Source organism: Rhodanobacter sp. C01, assembly GCF_002001045.1.
In the GTDB taxonomy this organism is placed as follows: domain Bacteria; phylum Pseudomonadota; class Gammaproteobacteria; order Xanthomonadales; family Rhodanobacteraceae; genus Rhodanobacter.
Window position 1 is genome coordinate 340966 of the sequence record NZ_MUNR01000010.1, and the last position, 22106, is coordinate 363071.

23 protein-coding genes are annotated in these 22106 nt (G+C 64.2%); 13 read left to right on the forward strand and 10 right to left on the reverse strand.

Annotated elements, in window-relative coordinates; translation table 11 throughout:
* Window positions 1-270: 270 nt before the first annotated feature.
* Both B0E50_RS08875 and B0E50_RS08880 read left to right on the forward strand, forming a co-directional pair.
* Window positions 271-1068 (forward strand): undecaprenyl-diphosphate phosphatase, encoded by a 798-nt coding sequence (locus B0E50_RS08875; protein WP_077440817.1) that lies wholly within the window; start codon window positions 271-273, stop codon window positions 1066-1068.
* Between the two features lie 60 nt (window positions 1069-1128).
* Window positions 1129-2730 carry a winged helix-turn-helix transcriptional regulator gene (locus B0E50_RS08880; protein WP_077440818.1) on the forward strand — a complete coding sequence of 534 codons (1602 nt, stop codon included), beginning with the start codon at window positions 1129-1131 and terminating at the stop codon, window positions 2728-2730.
* 21 nt (window positions 2731-2751) lie between these two features.
* Here B0E50_RS08880 and B0E50_RS08885 read toward each other — a convergent pair whose 3' ends face one another.
* The gene (locus B0E50_RS08885; protein ID WP_077440819.1) at window positions 2752-3876 is read right to left on the reverse strand and encodes a serine hydrolase; all 1125 of its coding nucleotides are present in this window, start codon (window positions 3874-3876) and stop codon (window positions 2752-2754) included.
* 145 nt (window positions 3877-4021) lie between these two features.
* Window positions 4022-4993 carry a LysR family transcriptional regulator gene (locus tag B0E50_RS08890; RefSeq protein WP_077440820.1) on the reverse strand — a complete coding sequence of 324 codons (972 nt, stop codon included), beginning with the start codon at window positions 4991-4993 and terminating at the stop codon, window positions 4022-4024.
* A 142-nt stretch (window positions 4994-5135) separates the two neighbouring features.
* On the opposite strand from B0E50_RS08890, the gene B0E50_RS08895 reads away from it, so the two are divergent.
* The 5 genes from B0E50_RS08895 to B0E50_RS08910 are packed head-to-tail and all read left to right on the forward strand — an operon-like array spanning window position 5136 to window position 11953.
* On the forward strand, window positions 5136-6389 hold the full coding sequence (locus B0E50_RS08895; RefSeq protein ID WP_139350808.1) for an efflux RND transporter periplasmic adaptor subunit: 1254 nt from the start codon (window positions 5136-5138) through the stop codon (window positions 6387-6389).
* A 10-nt stretch (window positions 6390-6399) separates the two neighbouring features.
* Window positions 6400-9591, forward strand: a complete 3192-nt coding sequence (locus B0E50_RS08900) for an efflux RND transporter permease subunit (protein ID WP_077440822.1) — start codon at window positions 6400-6402, stop codon at window positions 9589-9591.
* Window position 9592: 1 nt separating this feature from the next.
* Window positions 9593-9760 (forward strand): hypothetical protein, encoded by a 168-nt coding sequence (locus B0E50_RS18180; protein ID WP_168170849.1) that lies wholly within the window; start codon window positions 9593-9595, stop codon window positions 9758-9760.
* A gap of 1 nt (window position 9761) precedes the next feature.
* On the forward strand, window positions 9762-11210 hold the full coding sequence (locus B0E50_RS08905) for an efflux transporter outer membrane subunit (protein WP_077440823.1): 1449 nt from the start codon (window positions 9762-9764) through the stop codon (window positions 11208-11210).
* A complete protein-coding gene (locus B0E50_RS08910; protein ID WP_077440824.1) occupies window positions 11207-11953 on the forward strand; it encodes an SDR family NAD(P)-dependent oxidoreductase in 747 nt (248 codons plus the stop codon). Before B0E50_RS08905 ends, B0E50_RS08910 begins: the two co-directional genes overlap by 4 nt.
* Before the next feature lie 27 nt (window positions 11954-11980).
* Here B0E50_RS08910 and B0E50_RS08915 read toward each other — a convergent pair whose 3' ends face one another.
* Entirely contained in the window at window positions 11981-12499 is a 519-nt protein-coding gene (locus B0E50_RS08915; RefSeq protein ID WP_254427223.1) for a nuclear transport factor 2 family protein, read from the reverse strand.
* Window positions 12500-12857: 358 nt separating this feature from the next.
* On the opposite strand from B0E50_RS08915, the gene B0E50_RS18185 reads away from it, so the two are divergent.
* The 6 genes from B0E50_RS18185 to B0E50_RS08940 all read left to right on the forward strand — a co-directional run bounded on the left by B0E50_RS18185 (window position 12858) and on the right by B0E50_RS08940 (window position 17542).
* Complete coding sequence (locus tag B0E50_RS18185) at window positions 12858-13466, forward strand: DUF1579 family protein (RefSeq protein WP_077440825.1); 609 nt, start codon at window positions 12858-12860, stop codon at window positions 13464-13466.
* Window positions 13467-13474: 8 nt separating this feature from the next.
* On the forward strand, window positions 13475-14683 hold the full coding sequence (locus tag B0E50_RS08925) for a histidine kinase (protein ID WP_254427224.1): 1209 nt from the start codon (window positions 13475-13477) through the stop codon (window positions 14681-14683).
* Window positions 14680-15438, forward strand: coding sequence for a response regulator (locus B0E50_RS08930; protein WP_254427225.1), 759 nt, complete (start codon window positions 14680-14682; stop codon window positions 15436-15438). The genes B0E50_RS08925 and B0E50_RS08930 overlap by 4 nt, the downstream gene beginning before the upstream one ends.
* On the forward strand, window positions 15410-16405 hold the full coding sequence (locus B0E50_RS08935; RefSeq protein WP_139350810.1) for a hypothetical protein: 996 nt from the start codon (window positions 15410-15412) through the stop codon (window positions 16403-16405). Before B0E50_RS08930 ends, B0E50_RS08935 begins: the two co-directional genes overlap by 29 nt.
* Window positions 16406-16476: 71 nt before the next feature.
* Window positions 16477-16614 carry a hypothetical protein gene (locus tag B0E50_RS18190; RefSeq protein ID WP_168170850.1) on the forward strand — a complete coding sequence of 46 codons (138 nt, stop codon included), beginning with the start codon at window positions 16477-16479 and terminating at the stop codon, window positions 16612-16614.
* A gap of 13 nt (window positions 16615-16627) precedes the next feature.
* On the forward strand, window positions 16628-17542 hold the full coding sequence (locus tag B0E50_RS08940; protein WP_168170851.1) for a PD40 domain-containing protein: 915 nt from the start codon (window positions 16628-16630) through the stop codon (window positions 17540-17542).
* A 5-nt stretch (window positions 17543-17547) separates the two neighbouring features.
* On the opposite strand, the gene B0E50_RS08945 is transcribed toward B0E50_RS08940, so the two are convergent.
* The 7 genes from B0E50_RS08945 to B0E50_RS08975 all read right to left on the reverse strand — a co-directional run bounded on the left by B0E50_RS08945 (window position 17548) and on the right by B0E50_RS08975 (window position 22040).
* A complete protein-coding gene (locus tag B0E50_RS08945; RefSeq protein ID WP_254427236.1) occupies window positions 17548-18627 on the reverse strand; it encodes an AI-2E family transporter in 1080 nt (359 codons plus the stop codon).
* Window positions 18628-18725: 98 nt separating this feature from the next.
* Window positions 18726-19067, reverse strand: coding sequence for a DUF883 C-terminal domain-containing protein (locus B0E50_RS08950; RefSeq protein ID WP_077440829.1), 342 nt, complete (start codon window positions 19065-19067; stop codon window positions 18726-18728).
* Window positions 19064-19543, reverse strand: coding sequence for a hypothetical protein (locus B0E50_RS08955; RefSeq protein WP_077440830.1), 480 nt, complete (start codon window positions 19541-19543; stop codon window positions 19064-19066). Before B0E50_RS08955 ends, B0E50_RS08950 begins: the two co-directional genes overlap by 4 nt.
* A 24-nt stretch (window positions 19544-19567) precedes the next feature.
* Window positions 19568-19927: a DUF883 family protein gene (locus tag B0E50_RS08960; protein ID WP_077440831.1), complete on the reverse strand. Its 360-nt coding sequence runs from the start codon at window positions 19925-19927 to the stop codon at window positions 19568-19570.
* A gap of 55 nt (window positions 19928-19982) precedes the next feature.
* Window positions 19983-20138, reverse strand: a complete 156-nt coding sequence (locus tag B0E50_RS08965; protein WP_077440832.1) for a DUF1328 domain-containing protein — start codon at window positions 20136-20138, stop codon at window positions 19983-19985.
* A gap of 126 nt (window positions 20139-20264) precedes the next feature.
* A complete protein-coding gene (locus B0E50_RS08970; protein ID WP_077440833.1) occupies window positions 20265-20888 on the reverse strand; it encodes a YbhB/YbcL family Raf kinase inhibitor-like protein in 624 nt (207 codons plus the stop codon).
* A gap of 60 nt (window positions 20889-20948) precedes the next feature.
* A complete protein-coding gene (locus B0E50_RS08975; protein WP_077440834.1) occupies window positions 20949-22040 on the reverse strand; it encodes a PQQ-dependent sugar dehydrogenase in 1092 nt (363 codons plus the stop codon).
* Window positions 22041-22106 lie beyond the last annotated feature (66 nt).

A 22106-nucleotide genomic window follows, 5' to 3' on the forward strand; every position in this document is an offset into this window, starting at 1 on the left:
GGCAATGCAACCTTCCGCTGCAGGTCGGCTTTCGGGTAGTGCTGCAGAGGCATGGCGCGTTGCATGGACGGCAGCAGCTCCTCACAGGTCTTTCGGCAATCTACAACCGATTTCAGCGGGCTGATAGTAGGCACCGACAAAATCGGCTCGCCGTGACCCATGACCCGGATCAGCCATTTTTCGTGCCTGCAAAACCCGTAAGCTAGGCCGCTTGCTGCCAACGTGCCTGCAACTGTCGGTGCCTTTCCACCTTGCATCCGGAATCATCCCGTGACCGATCTGATCCACGTCATCCTGCTCGGCATCATCGAGGGCGTCACCGAATTCCTACCGATCTCCAGCACCGGTCATCTGCTGATCGCCGAGAAATTCGGGCTCGGCGAGCGCTCGGATCTGTTCAATGTCGGTATCCAGGCCGGCGCGATTCTCGCGGTCACGTTGATCTACTGGTCGCGGATCTGGCAGCTGTTCACGCAGTGGCGCGACCCGGCCAACCGGGACTACCTGGCCAAGCTGTTCGTGGCGTTCACGATCACCGCGGTACTCGGCCTGGTAGTGACCCACTACGGCTTCAAGCTGCCAGAGACGGTGACCCCGGTCGCGTGGGCGCTGGTGATCGGCGGCTTCTGGATGCTCGGCGCGGAAGCGCTGGCCGCAAAGCAGGTTGATCGTACCCAGGTGACCTGGCGGGTGGCGATTCTGGTCGGCATCGCGCAGATGGTGGCGGGCATCTTCCCCGGCACCTCGCGTTCGGGTGCGACGATCTTCACCGCGATGCTGGCCGGCACTAGCAACCGCGCCGCAGCGACCGAGTTTGCCTTTCTGGTCGGCATTCCGACCATGTATGCGGCAACCGGTTACGAACTGCTGAAGGTATTGAAGGAAGGCGGGGTCGCGCACGAGGACTGGAGCGCACTGATCGTCGGCTTCGTGGTCTCGCTGATCGTCGGTTTCATCGCGGTGAAGTGGCTGCTCGGCTACATCCGCACGCACCGCTTCACTTGGTTCGCGATCTATCGCATCGTGCTCGGCATCGCGCTGTTGCTGCTGATTCCGGCAGGCGCATGAGCGCTCGAAGAGCAATCCCTGAAAGGATAGTTGCCCCAACTACGCTGGCATGATCTGTACATGAATCAGCCATCACGCTATCGACTGCTCGATCTGCAGATCGACCTTGCGCGCCAGCAAGTAAGCCGTGGTGGCAGCTTGCTGGATGTGCAGGGACTGAACTTCCAGCTGCTCGCCTGCCTGCTGCGCCACGGCCATGCCGTGGTGGATTTCGACCAGTTGATCGCACAAGTGTGGGCGCCGGCCGTGGTCAATGAGGAAACCGTCACCCAGCGCGTCAAGCTGTTACGTCAGGTGTTGGGTGACGATGGACGTCGGCCGCGTTACATCCGTTCGGTGCGTGGACGCGGCTACCAGCTGTGCGAGCCACCGCAACTTCTGGATGAGTCGCTGCTGGATGCCTCGCCGCAAGCCGCCACGGATACACCGCGACGGCAGCATCGTTATTTGCTCGCAGCGCTGACGGCGCTGCTGTTTCTCGGCATCGGCGGCGCATGGTGGCTTCACAAGCCCGCGACGCCTGTCACAGCGGCGCCTTCGGCGAGCCAGGAATTGCTGCAGCGTGCCGCCTACTATGCCGGCATCGGTCAGCGCGACAACAACGAACGGGCGATCGGGTTGTACCAACAGGTACTCGCAGCCGCGCCGCAAAACCGGATCGCGCAGATCGGTCTCAGTCGCGCCCACAGTGCCCGGGTCTGCCTGTACAACTTTCCCTACGAAGATACGGTGACCGCGCAGAAACTGGCCGAGTCGGTGTTGCAGGCTGAGCCGCGCAGTGCGCCGGCGTGGTCGGCACTCGCCTATGCGCACGACTGCCGTGGCGAGTTGCAGGCCGCGCTCGACGCCTATCAACACGCCTATGCGCTCGACCCGGACGATGATGGCAGCCGCACCTCGGCAGCTTATCTGTACCAGGAGCGGGGACAATTGAGCGATGCGCTGCACGCCAATCTCGACATCCGTGGCAATCCTGAAAAACTCCGCTTCCGCGAGATCCAGATTGCCCGCGAACTGGACCTGCTCGGCTTCAGCGAGGCGGCTGAACAGCGCTTTCGGCGCAGCTTTCAGCTCAATCCCGACAATGTGTTTTCCAATATCGCATGGCCGCAGCACCTGTTTCTGCAAGGTCGCTATGCCGAGGCACAGGCCGCGCTGGATCAGGCATTGACGCGGCATACGCCGCATGTGGATTTGTATCTTCTGGCTGGCGAACTGGCGCTGCTGCGCGGCGATCGCAGAGCGGCTGGCGAAAACTTTGGCAAGGCTGTGCAACTGCGCCCACAGATGAGCTTGCCCACGACACTGGCCGGTCTTTACGGCAACACGCCGCCAACGTCGCAATGGCTCGATCAACGCATCAATGCCATACAGGTGCAGATGAATGCGGGTGACGGCTATCCGGTGGATCGCCTTGAACTGGCGATGCTGCAACTCGCCCGCCACGACCGGCCAGCGGCACTGGCGACGATCACCGGTGCCGTGAAAGCCGGTTACAGCGATCGCGCCTATCTGCAGACCACACCGCTGTTGCAGCCACTGGCCAGCGAGCCGGCCTATGCGGCGGCGATCGATACGATCAGCCGCCGCGTCGCCGAACAGCGCCAGCAAGTGCTGGCCGCCGATTGGCGGCCAGCCGAATTGCATGGCTCGACGTACTGAGCCTCATCCCACCGGCTTGCTTCAGGGCAGCGCCTTGAGGATGTAGTCGCGGAAGATTTCCTGCGATTGCGGATGCGCGTAACGCTGGTTGTAGGCGGTGCTGGTGATCACCGCCACCAGCCCCTGCGACGGCATCACGAAAACGTAGTTGCCGCCATTGCCCGACATCGCCCATGCCGGCTGCTCGACGCCCTTGACCGGGAAGCGGAAGCGCCACCAGAAATAGCCATAGTCGGCATCGTCACAGGCCTGCGCATGCGGCGTCAGCATGGCCTGGATCCACGCTTTGGAAATGACCTGCTTGCCCTGCCAGCGGCCGCCGTCCAATGCCAGCTCGCCGAACTTGGCCAGATCACGGCTGCGATAACGGGTACCGCCGCCACCCATGCCGATGCCGAGCGGCGAGCTGTTCCAGTGCACCTGGGTAATGCCCAGCGGATGCTCCAGCGTCTCGGCGGCGAATTCGGCCAGTGGTTTGTGCGCGGCCCGCTCCACCACCGCTCCGGCGACAAAGGCGCCTGCGGTGCAGTAGGAGAAAGCCCGCCCGTAGGGGCTGTCCTTCGGCTTGTCCATCCATGGCGCAAACCCCTTGATCGGCAGATCCAGCGCGAATTGCAGCCAGTCCTCGCTGACATACATGCGTTCCTCGTTGCCGCTGGAGAACTCGTTTTCGTCGTTGCACTCCCATAGCGAACTCATCGTCAGCAGGTCTTCCAGCGTGATCGCCTGCTTGCGCTGGTCGGGATGCTGCACCGGCTGCTTGTCCGGGAAGAGGTCGTAGACGCGCGCCTGCACGTTCGGAATCAGCCCGCGATCGATCGCCGCACCGACCAGCAGCGCAGTGACGCTCTTGCTGGCCGAGCGGATGTCGTTGAGCTGCTCGAGGCCGCCGCCGTTGAAATAGTTTTCGTATACCAGCTTGCCGTTCTGCACCACGACGACGCTGGTGATGCCTTTGTAGCTGCCGTCGGCCAGCTTGCCCTCCAGCGCGGCAAACCGGGACAGATCCCAGCGCATGGCATGAGCATCGGCTACCGCCCAGCCGTCATCGCGGTGCACAGGCGGTTGATAGCCCGTGGCGGATAGCGGCAGGACAAAGCCGGCCAGCAGACCGAACAGCAGATTACGTGGAAGGAGGAAAGGCATGCGTGGTTCTCCGTAACTTCAAGGGGGAGAACCATCGCAACCCAAGGCCGAATGAAGTGCCTGAAAATGGGATGAAGAATTCTGAAGGCGCGCCGCAACTGGGCTCAGCGCGCATCCGGATGAACTCGTAGAGCCCGGCAGTAGCTCAGGCGACGGCAGTCAGCGCTTCCTCGTGCGCCGGCTTCGACATGGGCTTCGGCGTGCCGACCGCGAACTGGCCGGGCTCATTGGTGCGGTCGAACAGCTCGCGCACCCATTCGATGAAGGCCTGCACGCGGGCCGACAGGTGCTTCTTCTGCGGATAGACGATCCACACCGGCTTGCCGGTCGAGGCGGTATCGGTCATCACCAGTTCGAGCATGCCCTTCTCCAGCATGCAGGCCGCCAGCATGCGCGGTATCTGGGTGATGCCCAGACCCGCCACCACCGCCTGGATCACCGACTCACCGTCATTGATCAACATGTGCGCGTCGATGTCCACGGCGAGCGGGCCGCTCGGCGTATCGAACTGCCATTGCCGCGGACGACCGTTCGGGTAGACGTAATTGATGCATCGATGGTCCTTCAGGTCATCGATGCTGCGTGGCGCACCGTGCCTGCTGAGGTAGTCGGGTGAGGCGCACACCACGTTGCGCAGGTAGCCGATCTTGCGCGCGATCAGGCTCGAATCTTCCAGCTGGCCCACACGGATCGCGCAATCGAGGCCTTCGCCGTTGAGATCCATCGGCAGGTCGCTCATCGACAGTTCCAGACGGATGTCCGGGTAACGCTGCTCGAATTCGGCCAGGCGGGGAATCACGGCGGCCCGGCCGACCGACAGCGAAATACCCACGCGCAGCTTGCCGGTGGGTTTGCGGTTCGAATAGTTGAGCGCCTCGGTCGCCTCGGCCAGATCGGCGAGAATCTCCTTGCAACGCGCATGGAACGCAGCGCCATCGTCGGTCAACCTCAGCGATCGTGTCGAACGGAACAGCAGCCGTGCACCAAGCTGGGCTTCCAGTCGGGCCACTGCCCGGCTGACACCCGACGGCGTCATGCCCAGCTGGCCGGCGGCGGCGGCGAAGCTCTTGGCCTCGACGACTCGAACGAAGGTCGAAATTGCGGAAAAGTCTTCCATTGCCTGGATTCCTGACCGATTCGTGATTGGGGATCACGAGTGTAATGCGCAAGGAACGGGTTTTCTATACCGGAAAGTACACCTATTCTCTCGCCCCTCGCCGGGAATATGCGCCCGGCCTACAAGGTTCTGGGAGCGCAAGATGAAAAAACAATGGATGCTGGCACCCCTGGTTGCCGCCGGTGTACTGGGCAGCTGGATTCTCCTGCATGGCAATAGCAGCCAGGCCCAGAGCGCGCCCGGCGGCCCGCCCCCTGAAGTGACGGTGGCGCAGGCCTTGACCCGCGAGGTCAGCGACAGCGCCGAATTCACCGGCCGCCTGCAGGCGGTCAACACCGTGCAGGTGCAGCCGCGGGTCGGCGGCTTCGTGGACTCGGTGCATTTCCAGGAAGGTGCCCTGGTGCACAAGGGCGATGTGCTGTTCCAGCTCGATCCGCGCCCGTACCAGGCCGAGGTCGACCGGCTCAGCGCCAACCAGGCGCAGGCCAAGGCCGCCCTGAGCCTGGCCGAAACCAATCAGCGACGCGCCGCGATGCTGCTGGCCCAGCACGCCGTGGCACAACAGGAAGCCGATAGTCAGGACACCGCCGAACAGAGTGCACGCGCACAACTGGAAGCCAGTACGGCCGCACTGGCCGCGGCACGCTTGAACCTGGATTTCACCCAGGTGCGTTCGCCGATCGACGGTCGCGTCAGCAATATCCGCATCACTCCAGGCAACCTGGTCACCAGCAGCGACGTGCTGACCAGCGTGGTCACGGTGAATCCGGTCTATGTCTACTTCGACGTGGACGAACAGACCTGGCTCAAACTCGATCATCTGCGCGCACGCGCGGCGCAGGCCGGCCGTGATGCGCGGATCGAGGCAACGATGGGTCTGGCCGACGAAGCGGGCTATCCGCATGACGGCCGCCTCGACTTCGTCGACAACCAGCTGCATATCGAGTCCGGCACGATGCGTCTGCGCGCGGTGTTCGACAACCGTGACGGCCTGTACACGCCGGGCCTGTATGCCCGCGTGCAATTGCAGAGTGGCCAGGCCCGCCCGCGTCTGTTGGTGGACGACCGCGCGATCGGCACCGACTTGGGCAACCAGTTCGTCTACGTGGTCGACAAGGACCGTAAGGTGGAATACCGCAAGGTCAGCACTGGCGCGTTGTTCCATGGCCTGCGGATCGTCGACAGCGGGCTCGACGCCAGCGACGTGGTCATCGTCAACGGCCTGCAGCACGTGCGCCCCGGCGCCGAGGTCAACCCGCAGAAGGTGGCGATGCAGTACCGCCTCGACGCCAGCGACAAGGCCTTCGTCGACGCCAACCCGGCCACGCCCACTTTGAACCATGACGCGCAGACCGCGCTGGCCAGCACGGCCACCGGCAAGCGCGCGCAGGACTGATTCCCACGCCATGAAAAACATTGCCCAGTTTTTCGTCGACCGGCCGATCATGGCCGCCGTGCTGTCGCTGCTGTTCGTGATCACCGGCAGCATCGCGGTGTTCCAGTTGCCGATCAGCGAATACCCCGAAGTCGTGCCGCCCACCGTGGTGGTGCACGCCAGCTATCCCGGCGCCAATCCCAAGGTGATCGCCGAGACCGTCGCCACGCCGCTGGAGGAACAGATCAACGGCGCGGAAGGCATGCTCTATACCTCTTCGCAGGCGACCAGCGACGGCGCGCTCACGCTGACCGTGACCTTCGCGCTGGGCACCGATCTGCAGACCGCCCAGGTCGACGTGCAGAACCGCGTGGCGCAGGCGTTGCCGAAACTGCCGGAGGAAGTGCAGCGGCTCGGCGTGACCACACAGAAGAGTTCGCCCGACCTGACCATGGTGGTGCACCTCACCTCGCCCGACCAGCGCTACGACATGCTGTACCTGTCGAACTACGCGCGCCTGCACGTGAAGGATGTGCTCGGCCGGCTCGACGGCGTCGGCGACGTGCAGATCTTCGGCGCCGGTGAATACTCGATGCGCGTGTGGTTGGATCCTCAAAAGCTGGCCCAGCGCTCGCTCACCACCGGCGACGTGATCAACGCGATCCAGGAGCAGAACGTGCAGGTCGCCGCGGGTGCGCTGAATGCGCCACCCGGTCCGAGCAATTCGGCGTTCCAGCTCAACATCAACACGCGTGGCCGGCTGGTCAGCGAGGATGATTTCCGCAACATTATCGTGCGTACCGATGCCGGTGGCGGCGTCATCCACCTGGGCGACGTCGCCCGCGTCGACCTCGGCTCGAACAACTACGCGCTGCGCAGCCTGCTCGACAACAAGCCGGCGGTGGCCCTGCCGATCTTCGCGCGGCCCGGCTCCAATGCGATCCAGATTTCCAACGAGGTGCGCGCCACCATGGCGCAGCTGAAGAAGGATTTCCCGCAGGGTGTCGACTACAGCATCGTTTACGACCCGACCGTGTTCGTACGCGGCTCGATCGAGGCGGTGGCGCATACGCTGCTGGAAGCGATCCTGCTGGTGGTGCTGGTGGTGATCCTGTTCCTGCAGACCTGGCGCGCCTCGATCATTCCGCTGGTGGCGGTGCCGGTGTCGCTGATCGGCACGTTCGCGGTGATGTACCTGGCCGGCTTCTCGCTCAACGCGCTGTCGCTGTTCGGGCTGGTGCTGGCGATCGGCATCGTGGTCGATGACGCGATCGTGGTGGTGGAAAACGTCGAGCGGCATATCGAGCTCGGGCAGTCGCCGAAGGAAGCCACGCGCAAGGCGATGCATGAAGTCACCGGCCCGATCGTGGCCACTGCGCTGGTGTTGTGCGCGGTGTTCATCCCGACCGCCTTCGTCAGCGGTCTTACCGGCCAGTTCTATCGCCAGTTCGCGTTGACCATCGCGATCTCCACGGTGATCTCGGCGTTCAACTCGCTGACCCTGAGCCCCGCGCTGGCGGCCGTATTGCTGAAAGGCCATGACGCGCCGAAGGATCGTCTGACGCGCGGGATCGATCGCGCGTTCGGCTGGCTGTTCCGCCCGTTCAACCGCGTATTCCATCGCGGCGCGGAAAGCTACGTTGGTGGCGTGAAGCGCATCGTCGGCAAGGGCAAGCTGGCGCTGGTGGTGTATGCCGGCCTGATCGGCCTGACCTGGTTCGGCTTCTCGCACGTGCCGACTGGTTTCGTGCCGGGCCAGGACAAGCAGTACCTGGTGGCATTCGCGCAACTGCCCGACGCCGCTTCGCTCGACCGATCCGAGGATGTGATCCGGCGCATGGACGAGATCGCCCTGAAGCAGCCGGGCGTGGAGCACGCCGTGTCCTTCCCCGGCCTGTCGATCAATGGCTTCACCAACTCGACCAACTCGGGCATCGTGTTCGTCACGCTGAAGCCGTTCGAGGAACGCCGCAGCGCGGAGCTGTCGGCCGGTGCGATTGCCGGTGCGCTGAACCAGAAATTCGCGGCGATCCAGGACGCCTATATCGCGGTGTTCCCGCCGCCGCCGGTGATGGGGCTGGGCACGATCGGCGGCTTCCGCCTGCAGATCGAGGACCGCAGCGACCGTGGTTTCGACGAGCTGTACAAGCAGACCCAGGGCCTGATCGCGGCGAGCCAGAAAGTGCCGGCACTGGCCGGACTGTTCTCCAGCTTCCAGGTCAGCGTGCCGCAGGTCGATGCCGACGTGGATCGCGAGAAGGCCAAGGCCGAGGGCGTGAACCTGGCCGACGTGTACCAGACCATGCAGGCCTATATGGGCTCGCTCTACGTCAACGACTTCAACCGCTTCGGCCGCACCTATCAGGTCAATGTCTCGGCCGACCCGGCGTTCCGCCATTCGGCGCAGGACATCCTGCAGCTGAAGACGCGCAACGCGCAGGGCCAGATGGTTCCGCTGGGTTCGTTCGTCACCGTGCAGCAGGGCGCCGGTCCGGATCGCGTGCAGCATTACAACGGCTATCCCACCGCCGAGATCAATGGCGGACCCGCGCCCGGCTTCAGTTCCGGCCAGGCGCAGGCGGCGATGGAAAAACTGGCGAAGGAGAACCTGCCGGACGGCATGAGCTTCGAATGGACCGAGCTGACCTATCAGCAGATCCTTGCCGGCAACACCGCGATCCTGGTGTTCCCGTTGTGCGTGCTGCTGGTGTTCCTGGTGCTGTCGTCGCTGTACGAAAGCTGGTCGTTGCCGCTGGCGGTGATCCTGATCGTGCCGATGGTGCTGCTGTCCGCGATCGCCGGCGTGTGGCTCTCCGGCGGCGACAACAACATCTTCACCCAGATCGGCTTGATCGTATTGGTCGGACTGGCGTGCAAGAACGCGATCCTGATCGTCGAGTTTGCGCGCGAACGCCAGCACGAAGGTATGAGTCGCCATGAAGCGGTGCTCGAAGCGGCGAAGCTGCGACTGCGCCCGATCCTGATGACCTCGTTCGCCTTCATCATGGGTGTAGTGCCACTGGTCACCTCGCACGGTGCCGGCGCCGAGATGCGGCATGCGATGGGCGTGGCGGTGTTCTCCGGCATGCTCGGCGTGACCATCTTCGGCTTGATCTACACGCCGCTGTTCTATGTCGTCATTCGCGCCCTGGTCGAGCGTCGCGAGGCGTGGGCGCATGAACGCGCCGCCGCGCACGCCCAGCCGGCGCTGGAGAATCATTGAGATGAAACCGCTGCTCAGGATCGCTGCCGTCGGTGTCGCCATGGCCTCGGACATGCTCGGCGTGACCCTGTCCGGGCTGATCTACACGCCGTTGGTCTACGTCGTCATTCACGCCTTGGCGGAGCGCCGCGAGTCACGCGCGCACGCTATGGGGTTGGAGAACCATTGAGATGAAAACGCTCCTCAAGATCGCCGCGCTCAGCGCGGCCCTGATCCTCGCCGGCTGTGCCAGCGTGGGCCCGAACTATCACGAAGTGAAACCCGTCGCGCCACAGCTGCAGGGACTCGATGCCACGCAGGAAAGCAATGCGCAATTCCAGGCCGCGTGGTGGAAGCAGTTCAACGACCCCACGCTGGATGCGTTGATCCAGCGTGCCGCCGCGAACAATCTTGACCTGCGCATGGCGGTGGCGCGATTGCATGAATCGCGGGCGCTGCTGAGCAGCGCCAAGTCCGATCAATTGCCGACCGTGGACACCGATCTGAATTACACGCGAAGTCGCGAGCAGGAGCCCGGCTTCACCAGTCAACGCACTACCGTGACCACCTATCAGGCCGGTTTCGATGCGTCGTGGGAGCTGGATCTGTTCGGTGGCGTGCGGCGTTCGGTCGAAGCCTCGCACGCCGACCTCGGCGCCAGCGAGGCCGCGTTGCACGATGCCCAGGTCAGCCTGCTGGCCGAAGTCGCGCGCAACTATTTCGAATTGCGCGGCAGCCAGCTGCGGCTCGATATCGCCCAGCGCGATATCGACAATCAGCAGCAGACGGTGCACCTGACCGAAGTACGCAATCAGCTCGGCTCCGGTTCAGAGCAGGATGTCGCGAGCGCCAAGGCACGGCTGAGCGCGGTGCAGGCACAGCTGCCGGTACTGCAGACGCAAGTCAGTGCCAGCGAATTCCGCCTTGCCGTGCTGCTGGGCGAGCGACCGGGCGAACTCGACATCGACGTCTCGCCGAAGAGCTTCACGCCGATCGCGATCAACCTGCCGATCGGCGACGCCGGCGACGTGCTGGCGCACCGGCCCGATGTGCATGTCGCCGAGCGCGAATACGCCGCCGCCACCGCGCGCATCGGCGTGGCCAAGGCGGATTTCTTCCCGCACATCACGCTCGGTGGTTTCCTCGGTTTCCTGGCCGGACGCAGCAACGATTTCGGCAGTCCGTCGACACGCGCGTGGTCGCTGGCACCGAGCATCAGCTGGCCCGGCCTGAACGTGCAGCGCGTGCGCGCCAACCTGCATGCCAGTGAAGCACGCGCCGATGCAGCACAGGCGAACTACCAGCAGACCGTACTGTTGGCGATCGAGGATATCGACAACGCCGTCACCGGTTTCAACCAGCAGCGCGTGCGCGTCGATCACCTGATCGAACAGAGCACGCAGAGCAAGCGTGCCGAGGAACTGGCGCAGGTGCGTTACCAGGAAGGTGCCACCAGCTTCCTCGAACTGCTCGATGCCGAACGCACCCAGCTGTCCGCCGAGGACGATCTGGCCCAGGCCGAAGCGTCGATCAACACCCGCGCCGTGGCGTTGTACAAGGCACTCGGTGGCGGCTGGCAGGCCTGCGGTGACGAGCATTGCAGCGCCGTTGCCAAGGCCGACTCCGCTGCCGCGCCATGAGCCGCCCTGCCCGGCGCATACCGGTGGTGACGCCGGCGATCACACCGATCTATCGCGTGGCGCTCGTCACCGGCGCCAATCGCGGTCTCGGTTTCGAGGTGGCACGCCAGCTCAGCGAACGCGGCATGACCGTGCTGCTCGGCGCGCGCGACCTGGACAAAGGCTTGCACGCCGCGCGCAAGCTGGCCGGCGCACCCGGCGAGGTGATCGCCGTGCAGCTCGACGTGACCCGCCAGGACGAAGTCGACACGCTGGCGCGCTGGATCGAGATCACCTACGGCCGGCTCGACGTGCTGGTCAACAATGCTGGCGGTCACTACGACCATGACGCCAGTGCCAGCAACGCCGACCTCGCCTCGGCTCAGGCAGCGCTGGACACCCATCTATTCGGCAGCTGGCGCCTGACCAGCGCGCTGCTGCCGCTGATGCGCCGACATGGCTACGGTCGCATCGTCAATGTCTCCAGCAGTTGCGGTGCCAGCGGCTCGAGTAGCGCCGGTTGCGTGGCCTATCGCACCTCCAAGGCTGCACTCAACGCGTATACGCGCACGCTGGCAACGGAGCTGGAAGGCAGTGGCATCGTGGTCAACGCGGTGTGCCCGGGCTGGGTCGCCACCGAACTCGGCGGGTCTGGTGGGCGACCGGTGGCGCGTGGCGCGGCCGGGATCGTATGGGCCGCCGACCTGGCGGTCCCGGCACCCACCGGGCGCTTCTTCCGCGACGGCGCAACGATTCCGTGGTGAACCCGCGCTCGCTGTTCCTGTCGACGGCTAGCCTTTGATCGCCCCGCTATGCTGTGAGTACAGCGCGTGCCAGTGCCCGTCGACATAGACGAAGATATCCGAGGAGCGCACCCCCTTCGCGAGACCCAGCATGGGGTCATAGAACGAAAGAATCGCGGTATCGCCATGGATGACCACGGACTTGCCCGAAGGGTGCGTCTTGAGCCATGCCTCGACCTTGTTCCGCTCCTCATCCGAACCACGGTTCTTCGCGGCGTGCGCCACGATGGCCGCCTTCGGATGGGCCACGCCATCGGCACCGACCGAACGGTATTCTGGCAGCAGCAGGTCGTCCAGATACGCGGTGTCGCCGCCGAGTTCGGCCTCCAGCCAATGCTGGTCCACCGCGATCACCGCTGACTCGTTCCTGGCGGCCTCGTCGATGCCGGCCGCGACCGCGGCGGGACTCGCCGCGATCATCGCTTCGGTTCCCAGCACCAGCACGGCGGCGCATGCCATGCCGATTTGAAAGAGACGTTGCCTTTGCATGCTGTTGTCCTCGTCCACGGCGGAATTGCCGCCGGATCAGCCTGCACGGCAGCACGGCGAGCCGCCTCGCTTCGGTGACAAGCGCATTCGGGAAGGTGACAAGCGGCTGGAATGCGCTGCCAAGCGGCAGGCTGACGATGCAGCAGCGGCAATCGCCCACTCCTGCCGATACCGGAACGCCAGGTCAGCCTCGATCCCAAGGCACGCCAACCTCCCGCACTGGCCGATGCACCGCTCGTCATCGCCGGCACGCCACTTGTCACAAGATTGGCGACGACAGTGTTTGCGCATGTCAGCCTGGCCAGATCATCCATATCGATGCCGTTGCCCGTCCGGTAATCCACGTGCCGGATGCACGGCGCAGGGAGGGGCAAACATGCGTTTGTCGACGACACTCGCCATCCTTCTGGCTTCCGTACCAGCTACCCACGCGACGGACAGCAAAGACGCAGCCCGCGCGACCTTCGCGCCGGACAGCATTGCCAGTATCTCCGGCGATGGCGAAGCCGCGTTCACCCCGGACGGTACGCCGGCACCGACCGGGCTGACGAATGAGCTGGCACCGCTGTCCTGGTTTGTCGGTGCATGGCAATGCATTGGCCAGTTCTCCAACGGCAGGCCGATCCATTCCCGCGAAATCTTCAGCGCTGAAATGGACGGTCGCTGGTTACGCATGCAACACGCGGACGCACCGCCGGATCGCTACGCCGCGGACGAATGGTGGGGCTACGACCGCGCCACCAGGCAATTCGTGATGATCGTGTTCGACAACAGCGGTGGCGTACGCCACTACGTTTCTTCCGGTTGGACCGATACCACGCTGAGCCTGCGCAATACTGCAACCAGCGGCTACATCGATCGCTTCGTGTTCCGACGCAGCAGCGATGCCAAATACCGAGTCAGCTATGCGCACCTCGGTGGCCGTGGGGAATGGCAGCTTGGCGACGAACTCTCCTGCCACCGCGATGCGGGACCGCCAGCTTGAAGCTGCGGATGCGCGAACGCCGTGTCGTGCCGGCGTATCTTCCGGCACATCCGTCGATCGGCTGGCGCTGGCACACTGCGGGCATGAACGTGGCGCAAGTGACGACCACCATCGGCGAAGATCAGACACCTGCCGACAGCCGAACGCAGCGACTCCGGGACTGGGCGCTGGCCTTCGGTTTCTGGACGCTGCTGGCGTTGTCCTACGCGCTTACCTCAGGACTGTCCTCGCTCAGCGAAGGGCGCGATGCCGCCTGGTTGCGTGGACTGACATGGAACCTCGCCGATTTCTGGCTATGGATGCTGCTGGCGGCCGCGATCGGCTGGTTCGGGCGACGTACGGCGGCCTTCGGCTGGCCGCGCCTGCTGGCTGTGCACGTGCCCCTCAGCCTCGGCATCGCGCTGGCGCAGACCCTGCTGCAGTTGCTGGTCTTCTGGACCCTGTGCGGCCCGGGCAAGATGCCGGTGGATACGTTCGGCGGCTTTATCCATATGGAGTTCGCCTACAAGTTCCAGCAAGGGCTGGTGACCTACTGGGTGATCCTGGTGGTGCTGCGCGGAATGGAATCGCGCCGGCACCTGCGTGACGAGCGCCTGCGGCGTACGCAGCTGGAGACGCAATTGGTGCAGTCGCAACTGCAGGCGTTGCGCATGCAGTTGCAACCCCACTTCCTGTTCAACACGCTCAACGCGATCTCGGCGCTGGCACTGGCCGATCCGCTACAGGCACGACTGATGATCGCGCGACTCAGCGATTTTCTGCGCCTCACGCTGGAGGAGTCTCACGCACCGCAGGTACCGCTGTCGCGCGAGCTGGAATTCCTCGCGTGCTACCTCGGCATCCAGCAGGTGCGCTTTCAGGACCGGCTGAGCACACAGCTGGACGTGGACGACGACACCCTCGATGCGGCGGTACCCAACCTGATCCTGCAGCCGCTGGTGGAGAACGCGCTGCGCCACGGCCTGCAGAACAAGCCCGGTGCCGGCATCCTGCGCATTTCCACGCGACGTGCCGGCGACGAGCTGCAGCTGCGCGTGGACGACGATGGTCTTGGCCTGCCGCCGGCAGGCGCGCCGGAAGGTATCGGCCTGGGCAATACGCGTTCGCGCCTGCACGTGCTGTTCGGCGACGCGGCGCGACTCGAACTCACACCGCTGGCCGGTGGCGGCGTACGCGCCGAGGTGCACCTGCCCTTTGTCGAGCACATCGCATCATGACGCCACGCCTGCGCGCCGTACTGGTCGACGATGAGGTACTGGCACGTCTCGCGGTACGCCAGGCACTCGCTTCGCACGCCGAAGTGGAGATCGTCGGCGAATGCGGCAATGCCGACGAGGCGATGCAGGCGGTGCGTGCACTACACCCGGACCTGCTGTTCCTGGACATCCAGATGCCGGGCATGGACGGCTTCGAGTTGCTGCACGAACTGGCACCCGATTGCCTGCCACTGGTGGTGTTCGCCACTGCGTTTGCCGAACACGCGCTGCGGGCCTTCGACGCCAGGGCCGTGGACTATGTGCTCAAGCCGATCGAACAGGCACGTTTCGACCAGGCGATGGCACGCATCAACCAGCACTGGCAGGGGTTGCACACGTCACATGCACAGCCCGACCCCGCCGCGTTGACGGGCGTGGACGATTACGCGCAGCGGATCAGCGTGCGCCATGGCGAACATATCCGGGTGATCAGCACGGCCGACATCGACTGGATCCGTGCCGATGGCAACTACGTGCACCTCCATGTCGGCAGCGCCCGCTTCCTGCACCGCGACACGCTGCGCCACCTGCTGGCGACGCTGGACCCGGCGCGGTTCCTGCGCATCCATCGCGGCATCATGGTCAACCTCGATCGCGTGGCCGAAGTCCATCCGCTGTTCCAGGGCAATGCCGAGGTGGTGCTGCGCGACGGCACGCGACTCCATCTCAGTCGGCGCTTCCGTATCGATGCGCGACGCGCGCTCGGCATGGCCTGATCCGTCGGCCGACGTCATTGACCGTTCGAGCATCACTGCCGACCACTCGTCACGCCCGATACACCGAACATCACAAAGCCGGCGCGGCGAACCTCGATCGGCTGCAGGCTTCCTGGAGCCTGTTGGCAACGAACATTCCATGGAGACCGTGATGAATCCCCGTTCCCGTGTTGTCGCTACTGCCGCATTTTTCGCTTCGATCTTTTGCCTGGGTGGTTCATCGGCCTATGCCGAGTCGACCGCGGCGTATCTGAGCCCCAAGCTCAAGGTGGGGGAGCGTCTGTCCGATGTGTTTTCGAAAACCGTCTCGATAAAGGGAACGGGATTCAATGAAAAGGTCGATCGCATAAGCGGCAGCGCCGACTATACGGTGACCGGTGTCACCCCGGAGGCCTTCATCTTCGATGAGGAAGGTCGTTATGACGGACATCCAACCCATGGCGTGACCCACGATATCAAGATACTTCAGGACGGCATCACCAATTGCTACAAGGGCAAGTGTGCCGTCGACGACGAGACCAGCGGGCTGACCTTCAATTCTTTGTTGTGGGGCAGCGCGCCGGATGACATCCGCGCGGGAACCACCTGGACGGTCACCATCCCCAAGCCTTGGGAAATCGGACCAGCCGGCATCGAGCAGGTGCGGGTGGTTCGCGTCGACCCGCTCAATGATGTCGTCGCGCTGACCCGCTATGGCAGTGGCAGCGGCCCGTCATCCGACGACCAGTACCGCCAGCAGAGTGGAACGCCGACGCAGATCACCACCACGGCCGGAAAGACCATCGACGTGTCGGTGATCCCGGGCCAGACCACCTGGCACGGCTACACCACGATATGCAAGGGCGTCATCGTCAGCGATGAAATCATGGTGCAGCGACACGTGACGCTGGTGTCCAAGAGCGGCGACAAATTCGAGGGCGAGCAGCGCTCCTATACCTTGCTCAACCTGTCGCAAGACGCGATCTGATCGTTGCCGGCCATCGCTACACGGAAAACGTGATCACGCCTTGCTCATGACACGCCAGCCGGAGTAGCTCCATGCCAGGTTCGAACCGTCCGGAAGTATCGCTGTCGCGGCTGTCGAGCCTGGTCCATGCCAGCCAAAACAACCGCTCGACGGATCGCCATGCCTTGCGCTTTGGCATCTGGCAAAACCCCATTCGGTACGCCACTTGAGAAGTCATGCCCCATGAGTCGCATTCCCGCCATCGCCTGTTCGCTCTGCCTTGCGGTCGTTGCGCCCTGCTTCGCCGCGTCGCATGCGTCCCCCGACACGGCGTCGATCGCAGCACCCGTGCCGATCACGCTCGACGGCATCATCCATCCGGACAGCGACGACACCCTCGCCTTCACTCCTGATGGCAACACGGTGTTCTTCGACCGCAGCAACGGGCCGCACAAGACCATCATGGTCTCGCACAAGGTCAAAGGTCACTGGGCGAAGCCGCAAATCGCGGGTTTTTCAGGCCACTGGTTCGACCAGGATCCGGTCGTCTCACCTGACGGTTCGTACCTGCTGTTCAATTCCGACCGACCGACAGCGCCGGACGGCCAGCCGCTGACGCAGGACTACTTCGTCGGCGGCAAGGCGCCAGGCAGCAATATCTGGAAAGTGGAGCGCAAGGGTGAGGCCTGGGGGACTCCGGTGTGGCTCGGGCCGATCATCAATGACGATCCCTTCGTCGATTTTGCAAGCATCGCCGCCGACGAAACCTTGTATTTCATCCGCTGGGACAAGAAAGCGCGGGCGATGCATATCTGGCGCTCGCTGTACCGCAACGGCAGCTACCTGCCTGCCGTGCGCGTCGGACTCGGCGATCCCGACGTCTCCACGCATGATCCCGCGATCGCGCCCGACCAGTCGTTCATCGTGTTCGACTACGGCAAGACCAAGGGCGGGCTCGGCCGCCTGTGCATCGCCTTCAGGCAAGGGGATCACTGGAGCCGGCCCATCGACCTGGGCGATGTCGTCAACAAGGATATGCCGTGGGGAGCGCATGTCTCGACCGACGGCGAAACGGTCTATGTCACCGGACAGTCGGGCATCTGGCGACTTTCGCTGGCCGGGTGGCTGAAGCACTCAGCGGACATGGCAAAGCGGTAACGGCCTCAGCGCTGCACGATCACCGCGAACCAGTGCCAGCTGCGCACGCGCTCGGCGATCAGCTTGGTACAGGTCAGCATCGGCACTGCCAGCAGGGCGCCGGGAATGCCCCACAGCCAGCCCCATACCAGCAGCCAGATCAGGATCGCGATCGGGCTCAGCCGCATGCTGCGACCCTGGATCATCGGCGTGACCAGGTTGCCTTCCAACGCGGTGATGCCGGCGAAGGTCAGCACCGGCAGGAACACATGCAGGCTCATCTCGTTCGCATAGAGCATGCACACCACCGCCAGCACCGCCGTAGTGACGATCGCACCGACGTAGGGAATGAAGTTGGCGAACATCGCCACGGCACCCCACAGCAGCGGATCGGGCACCTTGTACAACCACAGCATGCCGGCAGTGACCGCACCAAGACCCGCATTGATCAGCAACGCGGTCAGCAGGTAGCGCGATACCTCGGTCTGGATGCCGCGCACGATCACCACCGCATGGCGCTTGTAGCCAAAGCTCGGGGTGATCTCCACCAGCCGGCGCAGCATGGTGTCGCCATACACCAGGAAGAAGAACACCAGCAGCACCACGCTGAGTACCGCGGCCAGCACCTTGGGCGTGGTGGTGACCACGTCCCACGCGCTGATCGTCATCGGCATGGCTGGCGTGGCCTGCGCGTGGCCGGTGCCGGTGTTGGCATTGACCAGGGTCTGCGTGGCGCGGTTCGCCGCCTCAAGTGGCTGGGTCAGATGTTTCAGCTTCGGCACGAAGCTTCTGATCGCCTGCGGTGCACCGTGGAACCAGCCGACTGCAGGCTGTGCCAGCAGACCGACGCCGGTGCCGATGCCGACGATCAGGCCGATCATCAGCACGCTTGCGGTAAGCCAACGCGGCAGGTGGATACGTGTGCCAGCGGCGACGAGCGGATTCAGCGCCAGCCCGATGAAGGCAGCCAGCAGCAACGGAATCAGCAGCGCCTTGGTCAGGGTGACGGTGTACATCAATGCAAGCAGCAGCAACGCATTCAATATCATGCGGATTGCGCGCAGGTGCCGGCGCACCCCGCGCATCGTCTGCAGGCTGCGTGTCATCCGTTGGCGCGGACGCGGTGGCTGATCCGGCGGTAACTGCAACGCAAGATCGTCACATGGGCCTTCATCCAGCGGGGACGGCAGTTGTTCGGGCTCGTTCATGGCGACTCGCCAGCCGCCGCATCCTGGCCGTCTTCATCCGCTCGGCGGTTTGCTGCCTCGAATCCGGCCATGCCAAGCTCCGCCAGCAGGCGAGTGCCATGGGCAACCACCTCGGCCAACCCACCACCAACCAGCGGCCCCAGCCCCGGTACCCGTAACGGATGCACGTTGAGGCTGCCCAGCACGAAGCCGGCGCCAGCCGCCACGCCGACCGTGGTCAGCGGATGCTGATGACCGCGCGTCAGCAGCGCCGCAGCGGGCGTGCTCACATCCTGCCGGGCTGCGCTCATGCGTAGCTGCGCCATTTGCACCCTGGCAAGGTGATCGAAGACGTTCACGGCTGCTCCTCCTTCCCATCACCCGGCACGGCGCCGGTCCGGATCCCGGTCTCTGCCTGCTGCAAGGTGTCACGCATCATCGCACTCCATTCGTTGCGCGTGGCCGGCAGGCTCATCCAGTGCATGCAACGGCGGAACAGCGCGATCGCGCCCAGCAGGAACAGCACCTGCAGCACCGCCAGCACCAGCAGCGCCCAGATCCACGACCCCAGCCACGTCGCCAGTACTACCCCCAGCAGACCCAGCACGGTCAGGCCCAGGCCCACGCCGGCGACGGTGGCGGCCAGACCGGCCAGCAGCATCCATGAAACCGCACTGCGCGCCAGCCCCAGTTCCGCCGCCAGCAGATGCAGCTGCGCGCCGAACAATCGCCTGACCGCACGCCCGAACTGGCCGATGTCGTTCAACAGCCCAGACGACGACGGCGCCGAATCCGGCGCCGTCGTTTCGCGGGGTGACTCACCCTCGTTGTGCATTCCCTGACTCCGCTGTCGCGTGGCTCAACGTCGCAGGATACGGCCAAGCAGCCAGCCCGCGCCTAGCGCGATGGCGACCGACTGCACCGGCTTCTCGCGCACGTATTCGCGTGCCTGCTCCAGCCATGCGTCCGCGCGATCCATCGTCTCGTCATAGACCTCGCGGCTACGTTCACTGACGTGCGCCGCCTTGTCGCTGGCCCGATGCGCCGCATCGGCGGCCTTGTCGGTGGCGCGATGCAGGCTTTCCTCGACATGATCGGCCGTGCGATCCACCGCTTCCTTGGTACTCGCCACGGCATTCGAGGTGGCCTGCTTGACCCGTTCGGCGCGCTCGTCGATGCGGCTGCCATTCGGCTCGGGGTTTTGTACCTGCTTGTTCATTGCATGCTCCGTAAAGGCTTCAGTGTGACGCAAACACGTTGCAACGGACGGCCATTCAACTCGCGCGCCGGAAAAACGCGATGACCGCCAGGATCAGAAAAATGATGAAAAGGATCTTCGCAATCCCGGCCGCGGCACCCGCAATACCGCCAAAACCGAGCACGGCGGCAATGATGGCGATGACCAGAAAAACCAGGGCGTAATGAAGCATGGCAGTGTCCTCTTGAATGAAAGCCGGCTGCGGTCAACGTGGCCGCGTGTCGCCATTCACACACAGCCCGTGCCATGCGGGTGTGAAGGTAGCCGGCGTCGCCGTACACGCGACGCCGACGTTTGCTCAGCCCGTCACCGCCGGATTCAGGCTGTAAGTACCGACCAATTCGGCCTCGGCCAGCACATGGCCGACCATCGCCGCACGCAGCTCGGCCAGCGAAAAGCCCTGGATGAGTGGCAAAGCAGCCACGTCGAGTGCATACACCGTGAAGTGATAGTGATGCAGCAGCGCATCGTTCCATGGCGGGCACGGGCCGTCGTAACCGAGATACTCGCCGCTCATTTCGGCATCGCTGGCGAACCAGCCGGTGTAGTCATTCACGCCCTGCACACTGCCGGGCGGCCCGAATGGCTCGCGCTTGCCGCGTGGAGTGATCTCATCACTGCACGCGGCGGCCGCGAGCTCGCCGCATTCGGCCGGAATGTTGGCCATCAGCCAATGCACGAACTCCACGCGCGGCAGGTCAGCCGGTACCGTGCGGCCTTCCTTGTTCACATCGTCGCCACGGCTTGGCACATCGCGATCGATGCAAGTGAGCACGAACGAGCGGGTGGGGGCCGGCGCATCCCGCCACGCCAGGTGCGGGCTCAGGTTGTCCGACAGCGCGAACGGATCGGCACGCTTGCCGAAGGCGAATTCGGCAGGAATCGGCTGGCCATTCCCGAAATTGTCACTGCGTAACTGCATGAATCTCTCCGTCTGACTTCGAATCTCGTCATTCCTGCCTTCGCCGGAATGACGAGGTACTTATGGTTTCTCATACGTTACCCGATACACCGCCCCCGCCAGATCATCACTCACCAACACACTGCCATCCGGCAGCGGCTGCACGTCGACCGGGCGCCCCCAGGCGCTTTCGTTCTGTTCGAAGCCGTTGATCAGCGGCTCGTACGACAGCACCTTGTTGCCGTTCAGACGTACCGTCATCACCCGGTAGCCGGATTTCTTGCTGCGGTTCCACGAGCCGTGCTCGGCGATGAGAATCGCGCCCTTGTAGCTGGCCGGAAACTGCTTGCCCTCGTAGAAGCGCATGCCTAGCGAGGCCACGTGTGCACCGAGATTCAACACCGGCGGCACGTAATCCTTGCAGCTCTTGCCCTTGCCGAATTCGGGATCGAGCGTGTCGCCCTGATGGCAGTACGGATAGCCGAAGTGCTCGCCGGGGCGGGTGATCTCGTTCAACTTGTCGCTGGGCATGTCGTCGCCCATCATGTCGCGACCGTTGTCGGTGAACCACAGACGCCCGCTGCCGGGCTGCCAGTCGAAACCGACCGTGTTGCGGATGCCGTGCGCCACGTCCTCGATGTCGGAGCCGTCCGCGTTCATGCGGGTCAGCTTGGCGTGATCCGGACCCGGATCGCAGATGTTGCACGGCGCACCGATCGGCACATACAGCTTGCCGTCCGGGCCGAACGCGATGAACTTCCAGCCGTGGTGCGTCTCGGTGGGAAACTTGTCAGTGACCACGACCGGTTTCGGCGGATCGTCCAGATGGTTCTCGATATCGCGCAGCACGTAGATCCGGCTCACCGCGGAGATATACAAGTCACCGTTCTTGAACGCCACGCCGACCGGCAGCTGCAGCCCGCTGGCGATCACGCGTACCTTGTCGGCCACACCGTCGCCTTTTGTGTCGGTAAGCGCGTAGACCTTACCTGCGCTGTTCGAGCCCACGAACACGGTGCCTTTCGCGCCCAGCGTGATCTCGCGCGCATTCGGCACCTGGTCCGAATACACCGCGATATGGAAACCCTTCGGCAGGGTCAGCTTGTCCAGTTGCGGCGCGGCGAAGGCCGGCACCGCCAGCAGGTAGAGCAACCACCACAGTTTCGTGCGCATCGGTCAGCCTTCACATCAAGGGCAGACCGTGATGCTAACGCCGCCAGCATGAAATATCGGTCGACG

Excerpts from the sequence above, each read along its gene's own strand:
- B0E50_RS08880 (WP_077440818.1), top strand. The coding sequence starts at position 1,129 with ATGAATCAGCCATCACGCTATCGACTGCTCGATCTGCAGATCGACCTT.
- B0E50_RS08885 (WP_077440819.1), bottom strand. The coding sequence starts at position 3,876 with ATGCCTTTCCTCCTTCCACGTAATCTGCTGTTCGGTCTGCTGGCCGGC.
- B0E50_RS08890 (WP_077440820.1), bottom strand. The coding sequence starts at position 4,993 with ATGGAAGACTTTTCCGCAATTTCGACCTTCGTTCGAGTCGTCGAGGCC.
- B0E50_RS08895 (WP_139350808.1), top strand. The coding sequence starts at position 5,136 with ATGAAAAAACAATGGATGCTGGCACCCCTGGTTGCCGCCGGTGTACTG.
- B0E50_RS08900 (WP_077440822.1), top strand. The coding sequence starts at position 6,400 with ATGAAAAACATTGCCCAGTTTTTCGTCGACCGGCCGATCATGGCCGCC.
- B0E50_RS18180 (WP_168170849.1), top strand. The coding sequence starts at position 9,593 with ATGAAACCGCTGCTCAGGATCGCTGCCGTCGGTGTCGCCATGGCCTCG.
- B0E50_RS08905 (WP_077440823.1), top strand. The coding sequence starts at position 9,762 with ATGAAAACGCTCCTCAAGATCGCCGCGCTCAGCGCGGCCCTGATCCTC.
- B0E50_RS08910 (WP_077440824.1), top strand. The coding sequence starts at position 11,207 with ATGAGCCGCCCTGCCCGGCGCATACCGGTGGTGACGCCGGCGATCACA.
- B0E50_RS18185 (WP_077440825.1), top strand. The coding sequence starts at position 12,858 with ATGCGTTTGTCGACGACACTCGCCATCCTTCTGGCTTCCGTACCAGCT.
- B0E50_RS08925 (WP_254427224.1), top strand. The coding sequence starts at position 13,475 with ATGCGCGAACGCCGTGTCGTGCCGGCGTATCTTCCGGCACATCCGTCG.
- B0E50_RS08930 (WP_254427225.1), top strand. The coding sequence starts at position 14,680 with ATGACGCCACGCCTGCGCGCCGTACTGGTCGACGATGAGGTACTGGCA.
- B0E50_RS08935 (WP_139350810.1), top strand. The coding sequence starts at position 15,410 with ATGCGCGACGCGCGCTCGGCATGGCCTGATCCGTCGGCCGACGTCATT.
- B0E50_RS18190 (WP_168170850.1), top strand. The coding sequence starts at position 16,477 with ATGCCAGGTTCGAACCGTCCGGAAGTATCGCTGTCGCGGCTGTCGAGC.
- B0E50_RS08940 (WP_168170851.1), top strand. The coding sequence starts at position 16,628 with ATGAGTCGCATTCCCGCCATCGCCTGTTCGCTCTGCCTTGCGGTCGTT.
- B0E50_RS08945 (WP_254427236.1), bottom strand. The coding sequence starts at position 18,627 with ATGACACGCAGCCTGCAGACGATGCGCGGGGTGCGCCGGCACCTGCGC.
- B0E50_RS08955 (WP_077440830.1), bottom strand. The coding sequence starts at position 19,543 with ATGCACAACGAGGGTGAGTCACCCCGCGAAACGACGGCGCCGGATTCG.
- B0E50_RS08960 (WP_077440831.1), bottom strand. The coding sequence starts at position 19,927 with ATGAACAAGCAGGTACAAAACCCCGAGCCGAATGGCAGCCGCATCGAC.
- B0E50_RS08965 (WP_077440832.1), bottom strand. The coding sequence starts at position 20,138 with ATGCTTCATTACGCCCTGGTTTTTCTGGTCATCGCCATCATTGCCGCC.
- B0E50_RS08970 (WP_077440833.1), bottom strand. The coding sequence starts at position 20,888 with ATGCAGTTACGCAGTGACAATTTCGGGAATGGCCAGCCGATTCCTGCC.
- B0E50_RS08975 (WP_077440834.1), bottom strand. The coding sequence starts at position 22,040 with ATGCGCACGAAACTGTGGTGGTTGCTCTACCTGCTGGCGGTGCCGGCC.